This window comes from Dyella tabacisoli (assembly GCF_003350925.1).
Lineage (GTDB): Bacteria > Pseudomonadota > Gammaproteobacteria > Xanthomonadales > Rhodanobacteraceae > Dyella_C > Dyella_C tabacisoli.
This window is the reverse complement of record NZ_KZ857175.1, coordinates 128660-149446: the sequence shown is the minus strand read 5'-3', so window position 1 is coordinate 149446 and position 20787 is coordinate 128660. Positions and strand designations below refer to the sequence as shown.

Genomic DNA, 20787 nt, shown 5'->3' with positions numbered 1-20787 from the left:
GTGCCTCCTCAGCGTTCCCGGTACGGATATTCAGCGGCCGAGATATACGGCCGAATCGCTTCCAGCGCCGGGTGCCCGGTAATGAAGTTGTCCGGGTAGTAGCCGATATGCCTGGCGCCTTGCATCTGCAGCAGGCGAATACGCGCACCGAGTACTTGGGCCGATACCGGCTTATTACCGTTGCGCCAATCCACCGTCGCCAACTCGAACAGAGTGCGATCCAGGCCCTGCGGCTGGGCGGCGACTACCGCGACGAGGCGGCGGAACCAGGCAGCCGTCGCCGGCTGTTTATCCAACTGCGGCATCGCCATCAACGCGGTGTAGTCGTAGGCGGCATTAAACGCCGGCAGGCTCTGCGCGAACCAGGCTTCGGCCTGCGGCTCCAATACCGGCCGCGCATAAATATTGCGCGCGGTCTTGATCTGCGTGCGCCACTCGCGCGTGCGCGCCGTCAGCTCGTTGGTGAAATCGATCAGATACTGCGTGCGCTGCGCCGGCGTGCTGCCCGCCAGCGGCCCCAGGTTATCCGTATCGCGTATATAGGCGTCGTCGGAAAACAGCAGCCCGTGCATCGACGCGTGCATGGCGAGGTCTTCGTAGACCTCGCCGATCATGCGGCGCACGGCAGGGTCCCACGGGGCCAGGCGATAGTGATCCCCATCCTTGCGCTGATCGGAGCGGCCCAAGCTGGGCAATGCCGTCGCCTGTGGAAAACGGAAGGCCAGCACCGGCATCCACGCATATACCTGCACACCGGCGCGCGTGCGCAATTGCCACGCCACGCGCGAGAACAAATCGGCGCGCATCGGCAGATGACGGTTCGGGAAATACACCGCGTTAACCACGCCATTGCCGTCCGGGTCGGCATAAGCCTGCAACCACACCTGGGTGGGTTTCATGCGTTTGATGCGGTCGAGCAGCGCCGAAAGGTTTTTCTCCTGCTGCGCCGGATCGGCGTCGTAGACGTAATCCAGATCCACTTGCACGACCCGCTGCGGCTCCACCACGCGCTGCCGGTAAATCAAGGTGGCGAGTCCATCGACGCCGATGTTGTCGGAAATCAGCAAACGCGGAATGCTCGCGCCCACGGTTAGCTGGGCGGGGTTGTCGTCCAGGCTGAGCGACACGGTGAGGCCCACCGCGGCAGCCTCCTTTTCGGCCGCGCGATTGAAGCTGCCGTAAGGCCAGACCACCGCACGCGGGCGACGGCCGGTTTCGTGCTCGATCTCGTCGGCGCTCCGCTTGAGATCGGCGTGCACGCGGGCGCGATAAGCGGCCGCGGTCTCGTAGCCCTGCTTGGCGTCGTAGGCCAGGCTGACCGCCGCCGGCATCATATTGCCTTGTGGATTAGCCACGATGCCTTGGTGCAAGTCATACGTATGCGAGGCCAACTCGATCAGGCCCGAAACCTGCATCTCACGCGCCTGTTGCCAGCTCACAAAACACTCGTGACCGCATTTTTCACCGTTGTAGTCAAAAGTCTTCCCCGCCGGCAAATCCATCCACGAGCCTTCCAGCGCGAACAACGCGGGGTAGCCATAAGCGCGCAGCAACGGAAACACCCGCGTATAGGCACTGAGCAAACCATCGTCGAAGGTCAACAGCACCGCCTTGTCCGGCAAGACGCGCTGCCCACGCTCGGCGGCCAGCACGTCGTCCAGGCTGACCATATGAAAGCCATTCGCGCGCAGCCAGTCGAAATGCGCGATCAAGTGATCGGTACTGATCGCGGTGCTGTCCAGGCGACCGGCATCGCGGATGTCATCGCGCACATCGTGATAATTGAGCACGATCAGCGGCGGCAACGGCAACCGCGCCGGCAACGGCTGGCTCAACATGCTCAGGCGATCCAGCGCCGAGGCGGTGCCCGCGGCGAACAGCAGCAGAAGCAGCAAGGACAAAAGCCGTAGGGAAATAAGCCATGGGGAAATAAACCGCGGGGAAATAAGCCGACGCATGGTCACTCCCCCCAATGCGCGGTGAGGTCAAGCATCACCCGCGCCTCTCGCCTGCCGGCATAAGGCTGGCTGTTCCAGCTCAGCCCCCAGCCGAACGCCAGCCCACCGCGTGGCTGAAACACTTGCCCGTAACGCGCACTGGCCGCCCAGCTCGAACCGAAATAGCGCTCTTGATACGAACCGATCGCCACGTCGAGGCGCTGACGCCAGGCGCGCTCGTAGCGCTGGTACAGCATGTTCTCCAAGCGGCCGGTAAGCATGCCCCAATGCGCTGAACTCGGGCTGTAATACGGCACCGAAGCAAGCCGGTTGCGCGAGGTGCCCAGTTGCACGCCACCATCGAGCGTGAGATACGGCGCCGTGTACAACCGCTGTACCACTTCGCCCTGCCAACCCGTGCGGCGATTGCCGTCGCTGAAGCGATCATGCGACGCGGTGAGCTTGGCCGAGGTCATTTCACTCGCACGCCATTCCACCCGCACATCGAGTGTCTTCGCCACCACACGGTAAAAGCTTGCACGCAGCGGGACATCGGCATCGCCCTTGCTGCTCCAATCGGCGCCGAAGGTCCAGTGATCGCTCGGAAACCACTTCACCCCGGCCTCTAGCGCCGTGCCATAGGTATGCTCGCCCAAGCCCGGCAAGGCCTGCACATAGGCTTCCAGACCGCGCGCGTAGGCACGCACACCCACGCCAAGACGCTCTCGCTCGGCATGGCCTTCCTGCAGCGAAGCGCCGGCGAGCCGGGTGATTGCATACACCCGCCAGTAGTCGGCCAGCAACGGACTCAGCAAAGTCGCCTGGGTTTCATGATCGTAATCGCCGAATGTGGCGGTGCCACCCTTGCCGCGATCATGTTCGAAATCGAACTGCCAGCCGCGCTGCCGCTCCCATTCGGTGCGGGTCAATTGCACATGCGGATCACGCGGCGTCACCGCTTCTACCTCGCGCAGCGCCGGCTCGACCCGAGCGAAATCGTTCAACTCGCGCCATGCGTCAATCGCATCCAGACGCATGCCCATATCGCTGGGGTCGAGCCCCGCCGCACTCACCAAGCTGTTTTCCGAGCGACGCGGCCAGCCGCGTGTGCGCTCCGCATGCGCCAGTGCGCCCCATAGCTCCTGATTCGATGGCGCCTGTGCGTGCAGTGCATCGATACGTTGCCAGGCATCCCGGTATAGCCATACGTTTTCACGCGCCTGTGCCGCGCTGAGATCGTCCTCGACCTTATGCACATTCGAACGAGGCACCGTGGAACCCGGTGCCGGTAGCCACGCCGGTTCGTTCGCCGCCGTCTTATCGATCAGCGCCAGCGCCTCGCGATGACGCCCCGCTTCGAGATAGGCATGCATCAATGACACGTGCGGATCGGATTCGTTATCGGCATAGGGCCCAGGCAGACGCTTGACGCTGTCCTCGTAAAGCGGAATCGCCTGCTCCGGCAAGCGTTGCTGTAGCAACGCGTTGGCCACTGCCGCTTCGGCATAGAGCGGCGGCTGTTTGCCGGCTTGCCGCATGACCTGATAGTCGCTTACGGCCAGAGCGCTGCGCGACGCCTCATCGTAGGAGACCAGACGATCCGCACCAACGCGCGTGGCGACATCCGGCAGGCTGCCGTAGTGCGCAAGCGCGTCATCCTGGGTCGCAACGGCGCGATCCGCTTCGGCATAGGGCTGGCGAGCATCGGCCGGCATGGCCTTGGCCCAGCGCGCTTGATGCGCCGCCAGATCGGCTTGCAGCTTTGCCATCTCCGTGGCCGCCAAAGGCGGATCAAGCTGACGCGCCAACTGCAAGGCCTGGTTGGCGGCGCCCAGTTCCGACAGCAACCGAACCCGCAGCCACAAGGCATCGGGGTCGTTCGGCCAACGCTGCAGCACGTCTTCACACAACGCCAGGGCCTGGATGCGGTTTCCGCTATCGCGCTGCTTTATGGCGCTGGCCAGCAACGGCCCGCGCCCCGTGCTCTGCATCGCCGGCGTGGCCGCATGCGCCAGCAAAACGCCCGATGCCAGCGTCCAGGCAATAGCCAGCCTCAGGCGACGACGCCCGCTATACGAGGCGAAAGACGGCACTCCAGATATCGGCATAGCACCGCTCCACGTTCGAGAGTCGTTCCTTATCGGTAAGGCAACGAAAGCCCACTGGGCTCGTTAATTAACCCGCATCCCTAACGACGCTTTCCCTGCGACAAGAACCTGACGCACCGCTTCTAACCATCCCCCGTCGGGACGTTGTTGAGACCTCAAGCAAGCCCCCGCTCGCGGGCGGCGCGTAGCCAGTCCAACTCAGGGCGTCGACGCCGACCCATCCCTGGTATGACGTCATTCGCCGCGAAGTGTGGCGAGCCAACGCCATGCCAGGAATCAGACAATTCCTAGATATGTATACGCCAAACCAGGTCGACTCGGCGTGTATGGCGTCAATGTCATGGGGAAAGGGGCACTTGAAGCCGCCTGGCGGCTCGGCGGCTGCGACAGGCAATCAAGGCCTCGCCCTTATCCCGCGCGCTATGCCGCGCGTGGATGGAGGCGCTGTAGCGCGTCGCCCGGCTTGCGGCGCGGTGTCTCCAATTCGAACCGCTTCTGTAAGTTGATCCATACCCCCGCCGTCGTGCCAAAGTAACGGCCGAATCGCAAGGCAGTATCAGCGGTGATGCCACGCTTCTCGTTCGCGATATCGTTAACGCGCGCTGGCGTTACGCCGATAGCACGGGCGAGCGCATGGCTCGAAAGCTTCATCGGAACCATGAATTCCTCGCGGAGAATTTCGTGACGTTCGTCCGCCGCGCGTCTTACGATCCATTGAATATCCGAGCAAGCGTAAGTTGACCTGATGACAGCAACGTCTTGAGTGACTGATCAGTCACGGCATCTCACGATGTACACCATGCGATGGCGATGGGCACATTTGGACAGACTTTTGGTGCAAGCTCGCGGCAGACTCAGGCTGTCTCTATCTGGCTTCATCAGATCCACTACACAGATAGCGACAGCGCCATAGGTTGGGGTAAGCACACCCGAACCCCAACGCTGAGTAAGCAAGAGAAACAAGCAAGCTAAGCCGGTAACGTACGCTCCCCCGCCACAGACGGGGTGCGTTTGGAAACCCTATGCCAAAGTGCCCGAGAAATCGAGGGCAATCCTATTATCAGAGGTGGTCCAGGCTGTTTACTCTATGCCGTGCGCATGGCCTAGCCGGTACCAAAGCGTCCACGATAAACGCGTGCCCACTCGGCACCCAACTCCGGGATACGGTCTAACACTTCTCGCCCAAAAATGACCTCGGTCGCACACCCCATATTGAGCATGTCGATTAAGCGACACAGGTAAGAACGACCACATTTCCACCATGTAAAGCGACTATCGACAAACAGATAGTGCATGGCGGAAATACCTTCGTTCCGCTCCATTTCTTGGAGCTCTAACCCATCGAGTAGCGTTTCGTAAACACCATCCGCAACGCGGCTTCCAAATGTGGTGGTGTAGTAATACTCCTTGATCTCCCACAGAGCGATAGGGTTGACCGCAGACGGAAAAGCGCCGTCAACGCGGCGTGCCAGGGTACGCACTGGCACGCCATCCCTTGTGAAAGTCGTAAGTTCGCGAGGGTCGTAGTTGCAAGGAAGATCGCCGGTTGCTTCCTGAACGAGCATGTTCACAAGACCAGTCAAGAACGCTGGCGCGCGCTTGTCGTTCTTCTGCTTGTTCATTGGGATGGGACAGGTTGGATTTAGCCGCGCGAAATGTTTCTCAAAAAGTGGCCGCACATCTTCTTTGTCCATTAGCAACGGCTGAACATACCCATTCAATACTTCGGCGCGATAACGGAAATAGGCTTCAAGTTTGAGCCCTTCCGCCGTCGGTCCAAGCTTTGTCAGAACAGCCTCTGGGTTGAGCCCTAGTTCAAAAAGAGCACGGGCCTGGGCGGCAACGCTATGAATGGCAACCTGGCCTTCTTCGCCACGCCGCCCGCGTTCCGTATAGCCAAGATGTTGCGAAAGAGTGCGCACCAACGCCCAGAAACTCTTGGGGCTCGATAAGAAACGAGGGTCTGCTTTCAACGCGATTTCCTCTCGAACTCATTGACGAGTTCGGAAAGCGATATGCGCAGTACGGAGCAAAGTTCGGCCAACTCCACTAAGTCAAGGCGACGTTCGCCACTCTCATACTTGCTCACATAGGATTGCGGCTTACCTAATGCTGCCGCGACCTCCGTCTGTGTAAGTTCGGCGTGAGTGCGTATATCACGCAGCAGGCGCGCCAAGTGTTCATGTCGATCGATATCGCTATTCATCGACCAAGGTTACGAGGGAGTTGAGAGCTATCCCAAAACAGGATACTGTTGCGCCATGAACGCAATGCTTTCCCCGTCGCTCTTCCCAGACACCGACCAGCCAAAGATCGCGCCTTTTCGTGGGCAGTTATTGAAGTGGATCGGAAACAAGCAGCGTTTCGCCGCGGAAATCATCGAGCATTTCCCCGCTCGCTTCGGCACCTATTACGAGCCTTTCATCGGTAGCGGGGCAGTGCTTGGCACGCTGGCGCCCAAGCGCGCAGTGGCGGGCGACGCATACGCCCCATTGATCGAAATCTGGCAGGCGTTGAAACAGTCACCCGAGACTGTCGTTGACTGGTATGCAGAAAGGCATGCCCTTGTCGGTGAACTTGGAAAGAAGGCTGCGTATGCCTCCGTTCGCGACGCCTTCAACCGTTCGCCCAATGGTGCGGACCTGCTATTTCTTTCGCGGACCTGCTATGGCGGCGTGGTGCGTTTCCGCAAGAAGGATGGCTTCATGTCAACCCCTGCGGGCGCGCATAGTCCAATGCCCCCCCATCGGTTCGCCGAGCGCGCTCGCGCATGGCATGACCGTATCCGCAAAGTCGAGTTCGTCAATGCGGACTACCGCCTTCTGTTCGATCGTGCGCAGTCTGGCGACCTCATCTATTGCGACCCTCCGTATCAGGACAGCCAAGCGATCCTCTATGGAGCCCAAGCATTTCGCCTCTCGGAGTTGTTTGACGCGATCGGACTGGCAAAACGCCGTGGCGTCATTGTTGCTTTGAGCATAGACGGCACTAAAAAATCCGGCGGGAATGTCGTTGCAATTAAACCCCCTTCGAAGTTGTTCGCTCGGGAAGTATCAGTTCATTGCGGGCGGTCGATGCTGCGCAGATTTCAGATGGGTGGGCAGTCTCTCGAAAGCGAAGAAGTGTCGGATCGACTCTACCTGACGGTATAGCGGTTATATTGCCATGTACGCAAAACATAAAGGGTCAGTGACTGAGGTATCTTTTACACTTTGGACGGGACATCTTGCCACTTTCTACTTTCGATCATTTATTTTCCAATTGGAAATGAAATTCCCACTAAGTCGACTTCGGATATATATCCTTCCGACGGTGCATCATGCGGTGTTTCTGATGCAAACCAATAAACTAATGATGGAATCTCCTTAGAGATACTATTCTTAACCTGATCAGTCAAAGGCAAATGCATGCGAACAACCTGCCTAACCTTGGTCCAACCATCACTAATATCATCAACAGAATTTCCATCGGCCATAGCCAAATTAACAGCTTGCCGCACCGCATCTGAAATAATATTCATATTAATGACCAAGTGGCACCTTGCCTTTGGGTCAGCAACATTATCCCTTAGAAATAAATGTCACTGACCCTTTATTTTACCGGCCCTCCCCCGGCCAAGCCCATTACATCCTTCGCTTGGTAGGCGGCATACAGTGCTTTCAAGCGACCATCTTTGACTTCACTGCCGCGCTTCACCGAAGCGATAAGGCGGAAAACATCCGGGATATGGCATACATTTGCGACAGGACTATCCACGGACAGACTGTACCCTGTACCGAAAACCATCGAAAAACACCTGGAAAATCGTTACTTCACAGACAACCGAAGCCAACCTCAGCCAAAAAACAACTTAGCAATCTTCATTAGCTCGAAAATCGCCGTGTTCAATCATGGGAATTGGCCTTGGACACCCTGGAAGGGATGCTCATGTCATTTCATTTCATTTCATCATTAAAATGAGGCTATTAGTTTACTCTCACTATATTCAGCAAAATGACTGAAATAAGTAATCAATTCATCATTCACAAACGAACATCCGAAAATATATCTACGCCCTGGAGCACGCCAAAATGCCGTATCCATATTGGCCATAGCAAAGTTAAATTCGCAAACAATGCATGGCTCATCAGGCGAATACAGGAATCCAATATATGGATCAGCACCTATTTTACCACCCTTTATCCATTGACCTATATCATCCCAATGAATTTCCGATAAATTAACGCTTATACCGCTCAATAAACTCCAGTCAAGTCCACTCCCTGCAGCGCTTCAAGGCAATGACTCAAGGTAATCACCAAACCTTCGCGAAACATCAGCGGGAATAATTCTTGCGACACCACTTTCAACCCACTCATTAATTTGCGGCTGTGAAATATACATTTCAGTTCTTTCCAGGAAAATGCTGCATCAAATTGTAATAATCATCCATCGCCCCATTAATTTTATCAAACAAAGGTGTCAGTGACATTTTCCTTAGAAATAAAATGTCACTGACACCTTATTTTACCAACTCGTATCCTATAACCAAGGATTGCTCATCAAAAATTGTCTAATCAAATCACCACCATCTTCACTCTTAATAAGATCCAAAGGGGAGTTCATATTTAAATCTCTATTCGACTCGGTCAAAAAACTTACCGACCCCGCACCGAAAAGAGAGTAAACAACTCTCGCAATATCTTCCTGCGCGACTAAGCGAGCAATTTCCTTGGTCGCCTCATTATCAACCCACGGACGATCTGTAGTTATAGAAAGAACAAATTTCATCCAATCATCTGACTTAATCATTACTCACCTTTAGACTTTTCCGACAAAGATCGAAATGATATTAGATTTACACCGCTAGAATTCTGAGAGGATGGCGCAAGAATTGCTTGATAACCTTGATCTCTTGCCCATGCGCTGATTCTTTGTGAGGAATTGTATGCATCACCCCCATGAGTCGGATTGGTAATATCCTCCAACGTTACGCCCAATGCCTTCCGTGCAGCTGGATCTGTGAGGTCAAGGACGTTGTTTATGATTACATTCTTAGACACGAGAACCTTACCCTCAAGTGCCGATTTGTAGCTCGCAACTTCCGCAGCAGCAGTCTCCGGCGTCGTTCCCGCGTAAACAGCCCCCACTCCTGGTGGAGAATACCTGTGATCAGCAGCCACATTGCCCGGATATATATCCCATGTTCCGCTTGCATACTCCGGTAATGTATAGCGATGAATACTGCCATTGAAAGTTGATAAGCTCTCACTCGTATAAGTACCTCGAGCCCACGCGCTGGCCGCAATCTCAGCATTTACCGCCTTGTTTATCAGCACCCCCTTAATTGCACCCGGCGAAAGCCCGGCTATGCCATAAAAAAGTTCTGCGGCTGCAGGCGACAGTCCCGTTTTCTGCAGAAGAAATCCACCTAAGGTCTCTGTAGGTGCGCCATATAAGGCAGTGTTGAAACCTGCTTGGTAGTTATCTGCTCCGTATACGCCCAAGCCCCCCCCGACCAAGCAACCGAAGCCGGTAGTACACATGGCACCGCCCGCAGCAATGTCTGCCGCGCCACCAATTGCCTGCAAGGCACCCAAACCACGATTACCCAACTGATATGTATTGTTCAACAAAGATGTCTTGTCCCCCAACCAGTCCGTCGCCCCATAGGCGAACATTGACTCTCTTGCCACACCGCCGTAACTGGTCGCCACCGGAGATGCAGCTCTCGTTTGCTGGGCAAGCATGGTGCGCTCGCCAACGAAAGCATCCGTACCACCCATGTCCGCCAATGCCTTGAGCACTTTGTACTGCTCACTATCTGCAGGATATTCCACGTAGCACTTCACCATGGAGCACGCAGCCGCCGTTAAACGCGCCTCTTTCTCTTTATCTCCATTAGCCAGCCACTTAATTCGAGCTTTCTCGTCTTCATGCAGCTCACGATTAAACTGCTCACCCTGTAACGCCGTCGCTCCGCCCGCACCACCACCTACTGCCCCGCCAATAGCCGTACTGGCGAGCTGCATTAGTGTCTTGCCCTCAGGGCCATTCGGATTGATGCCCTGCTTGACGAGATAATCCTGCATCGCTCCACTGGCTTTTTCACTGGCCGCCGCACCCAAGGCACCGCCTAGTGCATCACCACCACCCAATGCTGCCGTCGCAGCGCCCACCAACCCGTGCAGGATAGTTTTGTTGGTGCCGCCATCGCTCCACTTGGCACGCTCGGCATCGCTGCTGGCATGGTCAGCCATGTAGTTGGAAAGAGTGCCAACCGAACGCATGCCGACATACCCACCCACCTGCCCCAACTCCGTGCGCTCTTGCACCTTCTGCTCATCGAAGATGGTTTTGAGTCCCTTGGCATCGATATCGGGGTTGCGATTCAATCCGCTGAGGTCTTGGCTTGGGTTATTGCGCACACTGATCGCGCCTTGCGCGATACCGGCTTTGGTGTCGCTGCTGCTGTTCTCATGTTGCGGGATGCTCATGCTCGGCATGGCGTTGAAGCCGCCGCCACCGTAGCTGGCGCTGACACCCACACTGCTTGCGCTGTACTTCGCCTCGTTGTGAATGTCACTAAAGGTAAGCGAGCCGGTGCTCAAGATATTCTTGGCGGCATCCGCCGTACTGGCAATCACCGCGCCCTTGAGATCGGTATTGCCGCCAACGCGGATGTCATAGCCACCACTACCTGCACTGATGCCGCTGACGTCAGTCACGCTTTTATAGTTGCTGGTGACCTTGCTTTGGTTGTAGCTGGCACTGGCGCTGCCACCATAGCCAATAACCACCTTGGCACCAGCTTGCCACTGCTGGCTGGCATAGTCGTTGGTGTCTTGTTCGCTAGCGAGGTTGAGGTTGCCGCCGATGTTGGCCAGTACCGTATTGCCCTTGGCTTGTGCGCCCTGGATGGTGGTGTCGTTGCCACTGATGATGCTTAAGGTGTCTTTGGCATCGATCACTGTCTCGGCATGCGTTGCGCCGTTACCGTGAGCCTTGCCTTTGCCCATGGATGCCTGCGCATAGAAGCCGACACCATCGGTGCCGATTTGCAAACCAATACCGCCACTCGCATTTTTATTGCTGCTTTGTAGGGTATGGTTTTCGGCCTGGCTGAGCAGGTTGATATCGTTCTTAGCCGCAAGCGCCACGTTGTTGCCGGTGACTTGGCTGCCAATGATGTTGAGGTCGCCGCCGGTCGCGGCGATAACGACATTGCCTTGGCTGCGGATGTGACTGCCGTAGGCTGTTTCATCATGCGTGGTGCTTTGACTGCTGGCGCTGCTGCCGCCAATGCCTACTTGCAGATTAATACCGCCATCGCCACCGTTTTTGCTCGCGCTGGCACCGCCACCGTTGTACGCCTTCATCCCATCGCTCACCTGATAAGCAGCCTGCGCCGCATACAAGGCTTTCAAGCGATCGTCTTTGACTTCACTGCCGCGCCTGACCGAGCTGTACACACCTTGCGCCGCCTCCGCCAGCGCACCACCAATACCCACATTGATACCGCCCTGACTCATCTTCTGGGTCTGGCGGGTATCGGTGGTACCTACGGCCGCATCGATGGTGACGTTCTTACCGACAATAGCCGTGCCGGTTTGGCTGATGACATCGCTGCCGGTGATATGCACGTTGTTGCCGGCACTCAGCGTGACCTTGCCGTCGGTGCTGCCGACCATGCTGCCGGTGTAGCTGGTGTCGTTGACGCTGCTGGTGGTTTGCAGGGTGCGGTTGCCGATCAGCACGCTGAGGCCGCCGTTGTTCATCAGGCCGGTGTGGCTGCTCTTGCTACCTTGAGTTTCGGTGTAGGTGTTCTCGCCAGCCTTGATATTGAGGGTGTTGCCGGCGGCCAGGGTCACGTCGTGGGTGCCGGCGATTTGGGCGGCGGTGGCGCTGAGGTCGTGGCCGGCGGCCACGGTAACGGTGTCGCCGCTGAGCAGGGTGCCGACGCTGGTGGTTTGGGTAAGGCTGCGGCTGTCCTCGCGGCTGCGCTTTTGCGGATCGACCGAGCCGAAGCGCTTGGAGCTGGTGCTGAAAAAGCTGGTGCTGGTGGTTTGCTTGTCGTGCTCTTCGCTGTGGACGTCATGCGCATCGGTGAGGTTCACATCGTTTCCGGCGGACAACGCAACCGCCCGCGTCGCCGTCACCTGCGCCGCCTGTGCGGTGAGGTCATGCCCGGCGCTCAGCACCACGTTGTTGCCGCTGAGCTTGCTGCCGATGACGTACTCGTCGTGGCTGACGTCGTGGGTGGTGGTTTTGCTGCTGCTGAGGAAACCACTCTTTTTGGTGACGGTGTCGCGGCTGCTGTCGTGGTTTTCCTGGCCGGCGTTGAGGATGAGGTCGCGGCCGGCGCCGAGAACGACATTGCCTTTGTCGCTGTTGATCGCCACGGCCGTAGCAGCAAGATCGCGACCCGCCGTCACGCTGACGCCGTTAGTACCGCTTAGCGTGCTGCCGCGCAGGCTTTCGTCGCGCTGCGTGGTCTGCACGACGGTGTGGCGTCCCTGAGCACTCTCGGTCTGCTTGAATTGCACATCCGTGACGGCGTTGAGGGTCGTGTCGCGGCCGGCGCTGAGGGCGAGTTGATCGCCGGCTTTGAACTGGGCGCCCTGGCTGGTTAGATCCCGACCCGCTGCCACCAGCAGGTTGCCACCCGTGTTGATACTGCTCACGGTGTGGGTGGTGCTTTCAGTACGGGTGTTTTGGGCGCCCTGCGCCTGCATGTTGGCGATGGTGCGGCCCGCAGCATTGAGGCTTAAGTCACGACCCGCCAAGAGCTGGGCATCTTTACCGGCGCTGATGGCAGTGGCGGTGGCGGTTAAATCGCGACCTGCCGCCAGGCTGAGGTTGCTGCCGGCAGAGACCGGGGCGGCGTTGAGGCTGAGATCGCGGCCGGCGCTGATGGCGAGGTTACCGCCGGCGCTCATGCTGCCAGGCTGCGCCATGCTCAATGCCACGGTACTTACCGGTGCGCCGAGATTGGTGAGGTTTACCGCACCGAGTGCCATCGCGGCATCGAGACCGCTGCGCACATCGTTGCCGGCGACCAGGCTGACGTTGCCGCCGGCCTTGAGCGTGCCGCCGTTGAGAATGTTTTGTGCGGCGGTGACGCTGAGGTTGTTGCCGGCGTTGATGGTGCCGCTGTTGAGCAAGTTGGCGGCGGTGAGTTGCGCGCTGTCGCTGGCCTTGATGGTGCCTTGGTTGGTGAGGTCACCGGTGGCGGTGAGGATGACGTTTTTGCCGGCGATGGTGGCGCCGTTGGCGGCCAGCTCTTTGGCATGCGCCTCGGACAGATACACCACTGGCACCAGCACGGTTTGGCCGTCTACATTGGCGTTGACCATCCACACGATGTCTTGAGTCAGGCTGGCCATTTGCGCGGAGGTCAGCGCCACGCCCACGCTGAGCTGGAAGGCGCCGGCCGCTTGTGCGCCGGCATCCATCAGGTCGCGGTATTGCGCCATGGCGTTGCTGTTGTCGGTGAGAAAGCGACGGCCGGTCAAGGCGGTGATCTGGTCGAGTACGCTGCGCTGTTCGTAGAAACCATCGCCCAGCCGCTTGCGAATACTGCTGGGGTCGAAGCCCAGCTTGCTCATCATGTAGTCGCTGCTGGTAAACGCGGTGTATTGCGCGAAACGCGGGTCGGTTTCGATCAGATACTTGCTGCCGGGCTGGCTATGCACGGTGTACAAGCCCGATTGCGGCAGGTTCACCGTGGGGTTGGGGCCGGCCAGGGTGGCGACGACTTGTGGTGCGGCGGGGTTGGCGCCGGTGGGGGCGTTGGGGTTGGCAGTGCTGCCACCGTTGGTGCTGTGTGCTGCTGGCGCGGTACCGGCATCGACACCGGTGCGCCCGGTCGCCACGCTCAAGGCGCCGCCACTGCTGGCGGTAGGCGCCGCGCCTAACGCGGTGCCGGCCACACTGCCAGTGTTACCGGCAACACTACCCACCGAGCCGACGCCGTTGCCGCTGACCGATTGACCGCCGCCGTTGGCGCCCAGGGCAATCGCGTTGCGCACGGGCTGACCATCGGCACCGACTACGCTGTTATCAATGGTATGCGCGGTGATGTTGACGGTTTGGCCGGCGCTGATGGTGGCATTGAGGCCAACGCCAGGATCCAGCGTGACCCACGCGGGCACCTGGCCCGCGCCCAATCCCAGCACGACCGACGTATCCCCGGTGTTCCAGGTTTCATAACGCCACCACGCCCAATGGCGACCGCCATCGTAGGCCAGGTGCGAGATACCCACTTGATAGTCGGTATGGCGTTGCACGGTGCCGGTCGGTGCCCATGCGATGTTTTGCACGGCGGTGTTGCCCGCGCTGCCGGCGCCGTTGATGGTGAGGTTTTGACCGGCGGCAATGGTCGACTTGTCGTTTAACACCGAACCGTTGAGGGTAATGTTGCCGCCTGCTACCAGCTTGCCTTCGGCGCTGGCGCGATTGAGTTTCTCCACCGATACCAAGGTGTCGGTGTTGATCGCCTGAAAATCGTAGTGGTAGAGATCGTGCGGGTCGTGTCCCGGCTGCTGATTGCCGTTGCACCACGCGCCATTGCTACCCGGCTCGCCCCGGCTGGCGCACCAGCTTTCGGAGAGTGCCAACTCCTGCGCACCGATCACCTGGCTGGCATCGACGTAGGGTGGATGGTGCAGCGGATTGGGATCGTCGTAGCGATAGCGCACCACCGGCGCGCCGATGGTGGTGTTTTGCAGCCTCTCGGCAGCGCTAAGCTGGTAGGTGCTGGTCTCGAACACTCGCCGCTGATTGGTGAAATTAGTTGCCGCCAAGGTGATGCTGCCATCGGCTTCGATGTCGCCAGAGCGGTTGATGACCGCCGCGCTGCGGTTACCGCTGGCGTCGGCGCCGATGCGCATATCGCCCAAGGTAAAGATCGTGGCGTCTTGATTGAGCAGGGTGCCGCTGACGAACAGGTCGATGCTGCGGGTGGCGGCGATCAGCGCACCTTGGTAGGCGGCGTTATCGACCGCCGTGCCCAGATCGGCGCCGTTGGTGAGATTGCTCGCGGTCACGGAAACCGCACCGCCGATGATGGTGCCGGTATTGCTGAGGCTGGCGGCATTGAGCGTGATCGCATCGCCTTCGATGCGGCCTTCGTTGCTGAGATTACCGCGCGCGTTGAGCGTGGTGCCGGTGCTGTTGATAGTCGCGTTGGCGGCGTTGTCGATAGTGCCAGCGTTAACCGTCAGATTGCGCACCGCTTGCAAGGTGGCGCCACCGGGGTTGCTGAGGTTGCCGCCCACATTGAAGGTGAGATCGCGGTTGGCCTTGAGCGTGTTGCCGGCTGCATTGGTGTAGTCACCACCCACGCTGAGGCTGAGGTCTTGTCCGGCCACGGCACGGCCGATGCCGTTGAAACTGGCGAGATTGAGGTTGAGGTTGCCACCGGCGGCGAGGTCGCCGCCGTTGTTGTCGATGGTTTGCAAACTGAGGCCAAGCTGGCCGCCAGCGCTCAAGGCGCCGCTGGCATTGGCCAGCCATGCACCCGCGTTGCTCCAACCGAGGTTGTTGGCCGCATAGGTGGTGCCGCCGGCATTGTTCATGCCGTTGAGGGTGAAGTTGAGGTTTTGCCCGGCGACGACGTTGCCGCCCTGACTGTTGTCGAGGCTGGCAGCGTTGAGGTTGAGATCGCCCTGCCCGCCCAGCGTACCGCCTTGGTTAGTGGCGCTACTGCCGGCGTTGATCGTGCTGATGCCACGGCCTGCGTTGGCGAGACGGCCGCTGCTGTTGTCGAGGCTGGCGGCGTTGATGGTAAGCGTCGCGTTGCCATCGCCCGCACCCGCTTCGATGCGTCCACTGCGATTGCTCAGCCCCCCCGCGCTATACGCGTTCAACCACGACAGCGCTTGCAGCGCACCGCCGTTGTTGATGAGCGCGCCTTGCGAGCTGACGTTGAGCGTGCTGCCGGCATAAATCTGCCCGGCATTCGTAAGGCCACCGGCTTGCACCACGACGGCACCGTTGCCGCCGATAAAGCCGCCGCTGCCGTTGGTCAGCGTGCCGGTGGTGGTTACAGCGACTGCCTGAGTACTGGCTGGGCCGCCTTGGGCGGTGTTCTTGAGGAAGCCGCCGGTGTTATCCAGCGTGTTGGCACCCACGGTAAGCGCACCGCTGGCTTGCACGGTGCCGCCGTTATTGCTTAGTGCCTGGCTGACGGTAAGGCCGACATGGCCCGCCGCTACCGTGCCGCTGTTGTTGGCCATGGCCAGGGCGCGAATCGAAGCATCGCTCGCCGCGCCGATGCTGCCGGCGGCATTACTTAGCGTGCCGCCAGACTGCATGGTCAGTGCGCCATTACCGACGATCTGGCCGCTGTTGTTGCCGAGGTCGCCGCTGGTGGTGAGGCTGAGATTGCCGTTGCCTGCGTGTTGAATGGCGCCGCCGGTGTTGTCTAGCGAGGCCGCGTTGATGGTGATGTTGCCGGCGTTGCCGGCAAAGCGGCCGTAGGCGTTATCGAATGCTCCGGCCAGGGTCAGGGCAATGTCTTGGCCGCCGCTTTGGCTGATGCTGCCGTAGCGATTGAGCACACTGGCGGCATGCAGGTTCAGCAGCTTGGCGCTGAGTTTGCCGCCGCCGTTAATCAAGGCGGCTGGCGTGGCAAGCGTGAGAGCGCCATTGGCGGCAAGATCGCCGCCCTGGTTCGATAGATTGCCTTGCGTGGCGGTGAGTGTGGCGTTGCCACCGGCGCGGGTCTGGCTGTTGGATAAATCGATGCCGCTGCCGCTGAAGACCAGATCGCCACCGGCCAGCGCACGACCGTTGGAGGCGAGGTTGTTGCTGGTGGTGATGTTGAGCGCACCGGTGGTGCCAAGACTGCCATCGCCCTGCAAGCCGGCAGCGAGGGTGCCGGCGCCACTAAGACTATAAGCGGTGAGGGTGTTGTTGCCGGCTGCGGCAAGCACGCCGGCGTTGGCGAGTGCGCCGATTACGTTCCATATCGTGTCGCCGACGGCATAGGCGCTGCCGTTATTGCTGGCGTCGCCTTGCACGCTCACTTGCAGCGCCATGCCGCTGCGCAAGCTACCGGTGTTGCTCAAGCCGCTGGCGCTGAGGGTAACGCCCTGACCGCCATAAACGGTGCCGGCATTGTTCAGCGCTGCGCCGAGTTGCAACTGGGTTTGTCCGCTGCCGTACAGGGTGCCGCCGGCCTGATTGTCGATGGCGCCCGTGCCGTGGACGACCAAGGCAGCGCCCGCCTGGATCACGCCTGCATTGGTGAGTTGGTCGGCGGTGTCGCTGCTGAGATCGCCGGCGGCCAGCAGTTGGCCGTCCGCTTGATTGGTTAGTGTGCGGTTGCCGCTCAGGGTGAGCGCGCTGCCGGCTTGCACACGGCCACGGTTATCGACATGGGCCGCTTGCAACAGCGTGGCGGTGCCGCTTTGGGTCTGCCCGCTGTTGTTGAAGCTGGCACTGGCAAGCGTGAGCGCCTGACCCGTCACTACACGGCCACTGTTGCTCAGGCTGGTGGCGCCACTGAGCAGGGTGTTGCCTGTGGCGCTGAGCGCGCCTTGGTTGGTGAGTGTGCTGCCGCTGAGGTGGAGGTCGCCGCTGTCGGCCTGGATGCTGCCGCTGTTGCTGGCATCGCCCTGGGCGCTGAGGCTGATGGCTTGCTTGGCTTCGAGCAGGCCCGCGTTGGCAAAGCTGCCGCCGTTGAAGGTGATGTTTTGACCGCTGTAGATATCGCCACTGGCGTTGGATGCCAATGCACCGGCAACCTGTGCGGTCAGTGCGCCAGCGACTGCATACAGTTTGCCGCTGTTGGTAAAACCACCGCCGCTGACCAGACTTAGATTTTGTTGCGCCTGGATAGCGCCACTGCTGCTGACATCGCCTGCGCTGTTCAAGCTCAAGATGCCGCCACTGCGCATCGTGCCGCTGTTGCCGACACGGCCCGCAGCCAGGGTGGCCGCCTGCGCGGCGTAGAGCGTGCCGGCGTTGGTCAGTGCCTGGGTAAGTGCGAGGTTCAGATCGTGTCCGGCATAGACCGTGGCGCCTTGCGCATTGCTGAGCGAGGCTGCCTGGGTCAACGTGAAATCGCTGCCGGCTTGCAGCACGCCGGCATTACTGACGGCGCCACTGTGACCGAGCGTAAGCGCACCATCGGCGAGCAACTGCGCGCCCGTGGCGTTACTGAGATCGACGCCACTGATGTTGGCGTTGCCCTTGGCATGCAGGCTGCCGGCGTTGTCGAGCGTCACGGCGGACAGCGTGAGATCGCCGCCGCTTTGCAGTTGGCCGCTGGTGCTGTTGCCAAATCGGTTGGCCGCTAGCGTGGCCGCCTGACCGCTGATGACGGTGCCGCTGTTGCTGGCCGCATGAGCAATCCGCCACTGCAGGTTGCGTTGCGCGCTGATTACGCCGCTGTTGTCGAGCGCGTCGGCGACGAGCGTGACATCGCTTTGATCGGCTTGGATATGGCCGCTGTTGCTCAGCGCACCGCCCAGCGTGATGTTGGCCGCCTGCTTGGCCTCGATGCTGCCGGCATTGACGAGCGAGCCCGCATTCAAGGTGATGCTGTCGCTGGCGTAGATATCGCCGCCAGGGGCATTGCTGAAGGCGCCACTGAGTTTGGCCGTCCAAACGCCAGCCGCCCCGCCTTGACCCAGGGCATAGAGCTTGCCGCTATTGCTTAAATCGCCACCACTCAGGCTCAGCGCCTGACCTGCTTGCACGATGCCGGCAGTGACCAGGCTGCCGCCATGGAGGCTGACGTTGCCATTGGCAACGGCCTGGCCGGTGCTGGTGAGTAGGTTGCCGGCGTTGAGCGTGAGGTTGACCGCTGCGCTCGCCACGCCGCTGTTGAGCAGGCTGCCGCCGCCGACCAGGGTGAGATCGCCGCCATCCGCTTGCAGGGTGCCGCTACTGCTGAGATCGCCGGCACTGTTGAGGGTCAACGATTTTTTGGCTTCGATCGCACCCGCATTGACCGCGGAGGCCACACCCAGGCTCAGCACGCCGACGCTGTAGATGTCGCCGCCGACGGCGTTGTTGAAAGCGCTACTGAGCGTGATCGCGCCGTCACCGCCCAGCGCATACAGCTTGCCGCTGTTGCTGAGACTGCCGCCGTTGATGGTCAACGCCTGGCCGGCTTGCACGGTGCCGGCGGTGGTCAGCGCCGGCGCGCTGAGAGTGACCGCACCGGCGGCGAGCAGGTTGCCGCGAGTGTTCAACGCGGTGCTGGCCGTCAATGCGGCGTTGCCGCCTGTGCTGAGCGTGCCGGCGTTGTCGAGGGTGTCGGCGGTGAGGGTGAGGTCGCCGTGGTCGGCAAGCACGGTGCCGCTGTTGCCGGCATGGCCACGCAATTGCAGGTTGACGCCTTGCGCGGATTCGATCGTACCCGCGTTATCCAGCGATGCCGCGCTGAGGTTGATGGGGCCATTGGCGAGTGTGGTGCCGGTGGATGCCTGCGTGAGCGCGCCGTTCGCTTGCAGGGTAAGGGCGCCTTGCGCTTGTAGCTGTCCGCTATGGCTCAGCGCGCCGCTGGTGGCGACGAGACTCATTGGACCGCCGCCGTACAGCGTGCCACTGAGGCTGATGTCGCTACCAGCCAGCGTAACCGCACCGCCGCCGGCCAACGTGCCGCTGTTGGATAGCGATTGCGCCGCGTTGATCGCCAGGTTGCCGCTAGCGGTGGTTTTGCCGCCGAGCACCACTTGGCCGGCGTTGGTCAGCGTGAGGTCGCCACGCTGCGCGGCGATCTGGCCTTGATTGTTGACGCCCAGGCCGGCCTCGGTGCCGATCAATCGGATCACCCCGGCATACATGCCGCCGAGTGCCGAGACATCGAGCGCGACCGCCGGCGAGGCACCGCTGTTGCTGAGTTTTTGTGTCGCCAGGCTGGCGTAGTCCACCTGATTGGCGCCGGTGACGACGTTAAGCTGATTGGCCCAGACGCCGGCATTGACCGCAACGGCGCGGGCGATCAAATCGACCCGATCGATCGCACTGGCATCGAGCTGCCCATTGATCGCAATGCGCCCGCCGCTAACGCGAAAACCGTTGAGCGCGCCGTCGGCGCCGAGCATCGGCGTGCCGGTGGTGAGTACGCTGTGCGGCGCGTTGATAAAACCGCCGCCATTGACGGTGATGCCATTGGGGTTGGCGACGATGACGTCAGCCGCGCGCCCGGCCACCTCGATCATGCCGTTGAGTTGGCTGGGTAGGGTCGAGGTGACTTCGTTGAGGATGAGTTTTGCCGCGGTGTCGTTCGGTAAGTTGGTATTGCCGTAGATAAAACCCGCCAGCTTGGTGCTGGTAATGGCGCCACTGTTGTTGAGGATCAGGCCCTGGCTGTTGACGTCGAACTGCTGGTAGCGGTTATGCGACAAGCCGGCTTGATTGGGCGTCGCGATGTTGACCACCGGCACGCCGTTGGCGGCCTGGATAACCGTGGTGGTCGTGCTGCCATCGGGGTGCTGCGGCGGCGCACTTTGCGCGTAGACGCTAGGCAGACCGCAGGCGACGGTAAGTGCGGCCCAGAGGGCTTGGCGGCGCAGTAGCTGCGACCGGCTCGGCCGTGATGTGCGATGTGTGATGGTGGTGCGCAGAGTGAGATCCGACATGATGAAAGTCCTTGGTGTCCGTTCCACAAACTGTTGAGTGATGCCTGAAGCTCCCTCCCTTTTTGGGGGAGGGCTGGGGTGGGGTCGGACTTTGCGGCCAGGCCTGCCCCCCTCCCAACCTCCCCCTACAAGCAGGGGGAGGAGCGTGTTGCGTAATGCTTGTGC

General features: G+C 60.1%; 10 protein-coding genes. 1 reads left to right on the top strand and 9 read right to left on the bottom strand.

Annotation, left to right across the window (positions count from 1 at the left end):
- Positions 1 to 8 precede the first annotated feature (8 nt).
- The 5 genes from pgaB to DVJ77_RS07550 all read right to left on the bottom strand — a co-directional run bounded on the left by pgaB (position 9) and on the right by DVJ77_RS07550 (position 6251).
- Positions 9 to 1895, bottom strand: coding sequence for a poly-beta-1,6-N-acetyl-D-glucosamine N-deacetylase PgaB (pgaB, locus tag DVJ77_RS07570; RefSeq protein WP_225427886.1), 1887 nt, complete (start codon positions 1893 to 1895; stop codon positions 9 to 11).
- Between the two features lie 65 nt (positions 1896 to 1960).
- Complete coding sequence (locus tag DVJ77_RS07565; protein WP_114844889.1) at positions 1961 to 4045, bottom strand: tetratricopeptide repeat protein; 2085 nt, start codon at positions 4043 to 4045, stop codon at positions 1961 to 1963.
- A gap of 420 nt (positions 4046 to 4465) precedes the next feature.
- Entirely contained in the window at positions 4466 to 4723 is a 258-nt protein-coding gene (locus DVJ77_RS07560) for a HigA family addiction module antitoxin (RefSeq protein ID WP_225427918.1), read from the bottom strand.
- Positions 4724 to 5148: 425 nt separating this feature from the next.
- Positions 5149 to 6018: a DUF7687 domain-containing protein gene (locus DVJ77_RS07555; RefSeq protein WP_114844887.1), complete on the bottom strand. Its 870-nt coding sequence runs from the start codon at positions 6016 to 6018 to the stop codon at positions 5149 to 5151.
- A complete protein-coding gene (locus DVJ77_RS07550) occupies positions 6015 to 6251 on the bottom strand; it encodes a helix-turn-helix domain-containing protein (RefSeq protein ID WP_114844886.1) in 237 nt (78 codons plus the stop codon). The genes DVJ77_RS07555 and DVJ77_RS07550 overlap by 4 nt, the downstream gene beginning before the upstream one ends.
- Positions 6252 to 6306: 55 nt before the next feature.
- Here DVJ77_RS07550 and DVJ77_RS07545 point away from each other — a divergent pair, with 55 nt between their 5' ends.
- Positions 6307 to 7197 (top strand): DNA adenine methylase, encoded by an 891-nt coding sequence (locus DVJ77_RS07545; protein WP_225427885.1) that lies wholly within the window; start codon positions 6307 to 6309, stop codon positions 7195 to 7197.
- 98 nt (positions 7198 to 7295) lie between these two features.
- Here DVJ77_RS07545 and DVJ77_RS21075 read toward each other — a convergent pair whose 3' ends face one another.
- From DVJ77_RS21075 to DVJ77_RS07535, 4 genes are all read right to left on the bottom strand, one after another.
- The gene (locus DVJ77_RS21075) at positions 7296 to 7565 is read right to left on the bottom strand and encodes a hypothetical protein (protein ID WP_162791407.1); all 270 of its coding nucleotides are present in this window, start codon (positions 7563 to 7565) and stop codon (positions 7296 to 7298) included.
- 431 nt (positions 7566 to 7996) lie between these two features.
- A complete protein-coding gene (locus tag DVJ77_RS21070; RefSeq protein WP_162791406.1) occupies positions 7997 to 8284 on the bottom strand; it encodes a hypothetical protein in 288 nt (95 codons plus the stop codon).
- Positions 8285 to 8566: 282 nt separating this feature from the next.
- Complete coding sequence (locus DVJ77_RS07540) at positions 8567 to 8836, bottom strand: antitoxin Xre/MbcA/ParS toxin-binding domain-containing protein (RefSeq protein WP_114844885.1); 270 nt, start codon at positions 8834 to 8836, stop codon at positions 8567 to 8569.
- Positions 8836 to 20622, bottom strand: coding sequence for a hemagglutinin repeat-containing protein (locus DVJ77_RS07535; RefSeq protein ID WP_162791405.1), 11787 nt, complete (start codon positions 20620 to 20622; stop codon positions 8836 to 8838). The genes DVJ77_RS07540 and DVJ77_RS07535 overlap by 1 nt, the downstream gene beginning before the upstream one ends.
- Positions 20623 to 20787 lie beyond the last annotated feature (165 nt).

What these genes read in the sequence shown, in the direction of transcription:
- DVJ77_RS07545 (WP_225427885.1), top strand. Translation starts at nt 6,307, where the DNA reads ATGAACGCAATGCTTTCCCCGTCGCTCTTCCCAGACACCGACCAGCCA.
- DVJ77_RS07540 (WP_114844885.1), bottom strand. Translation starts at nt 8,836, where the DNA reads ATGATTAAGTCAGATGATTGGATGAAATTTGTTCTTTCTATAACTACA.
- DVJ77_RS21075 (WP_162791407.1), bottom strand. Translation starts at nt 7,565, where the DNA reads ATGAATATTATTTCAGATGCGGTGCGGCAAGCTGTTAATTTGGCTATG.
- DVJ77_RS07565 (WP_114844889.1), bottom strand. Translation starts at nt 4,045, where the DNA reads ATGCCGATATCTGGAGTGCCGTCTTTCGCCTCGTATAGCGGGCGTCGT.
- DVJ77_RS07550 (WP_114844886.1), bottom strand. Translation starts at nt 6,251, where the DNA reads ATGAATAGCGATATCGATCGACATGAACACTTGGCGCGCCTGCTGCGT.
- DVJ77_RS07535 (WP_162791405.1), bottom strand. Translation starts at nt 20,622, where the DNA reads ATGTCGGATCTCACTCTGCGCACCACCATCACACATCGCACATCACGG.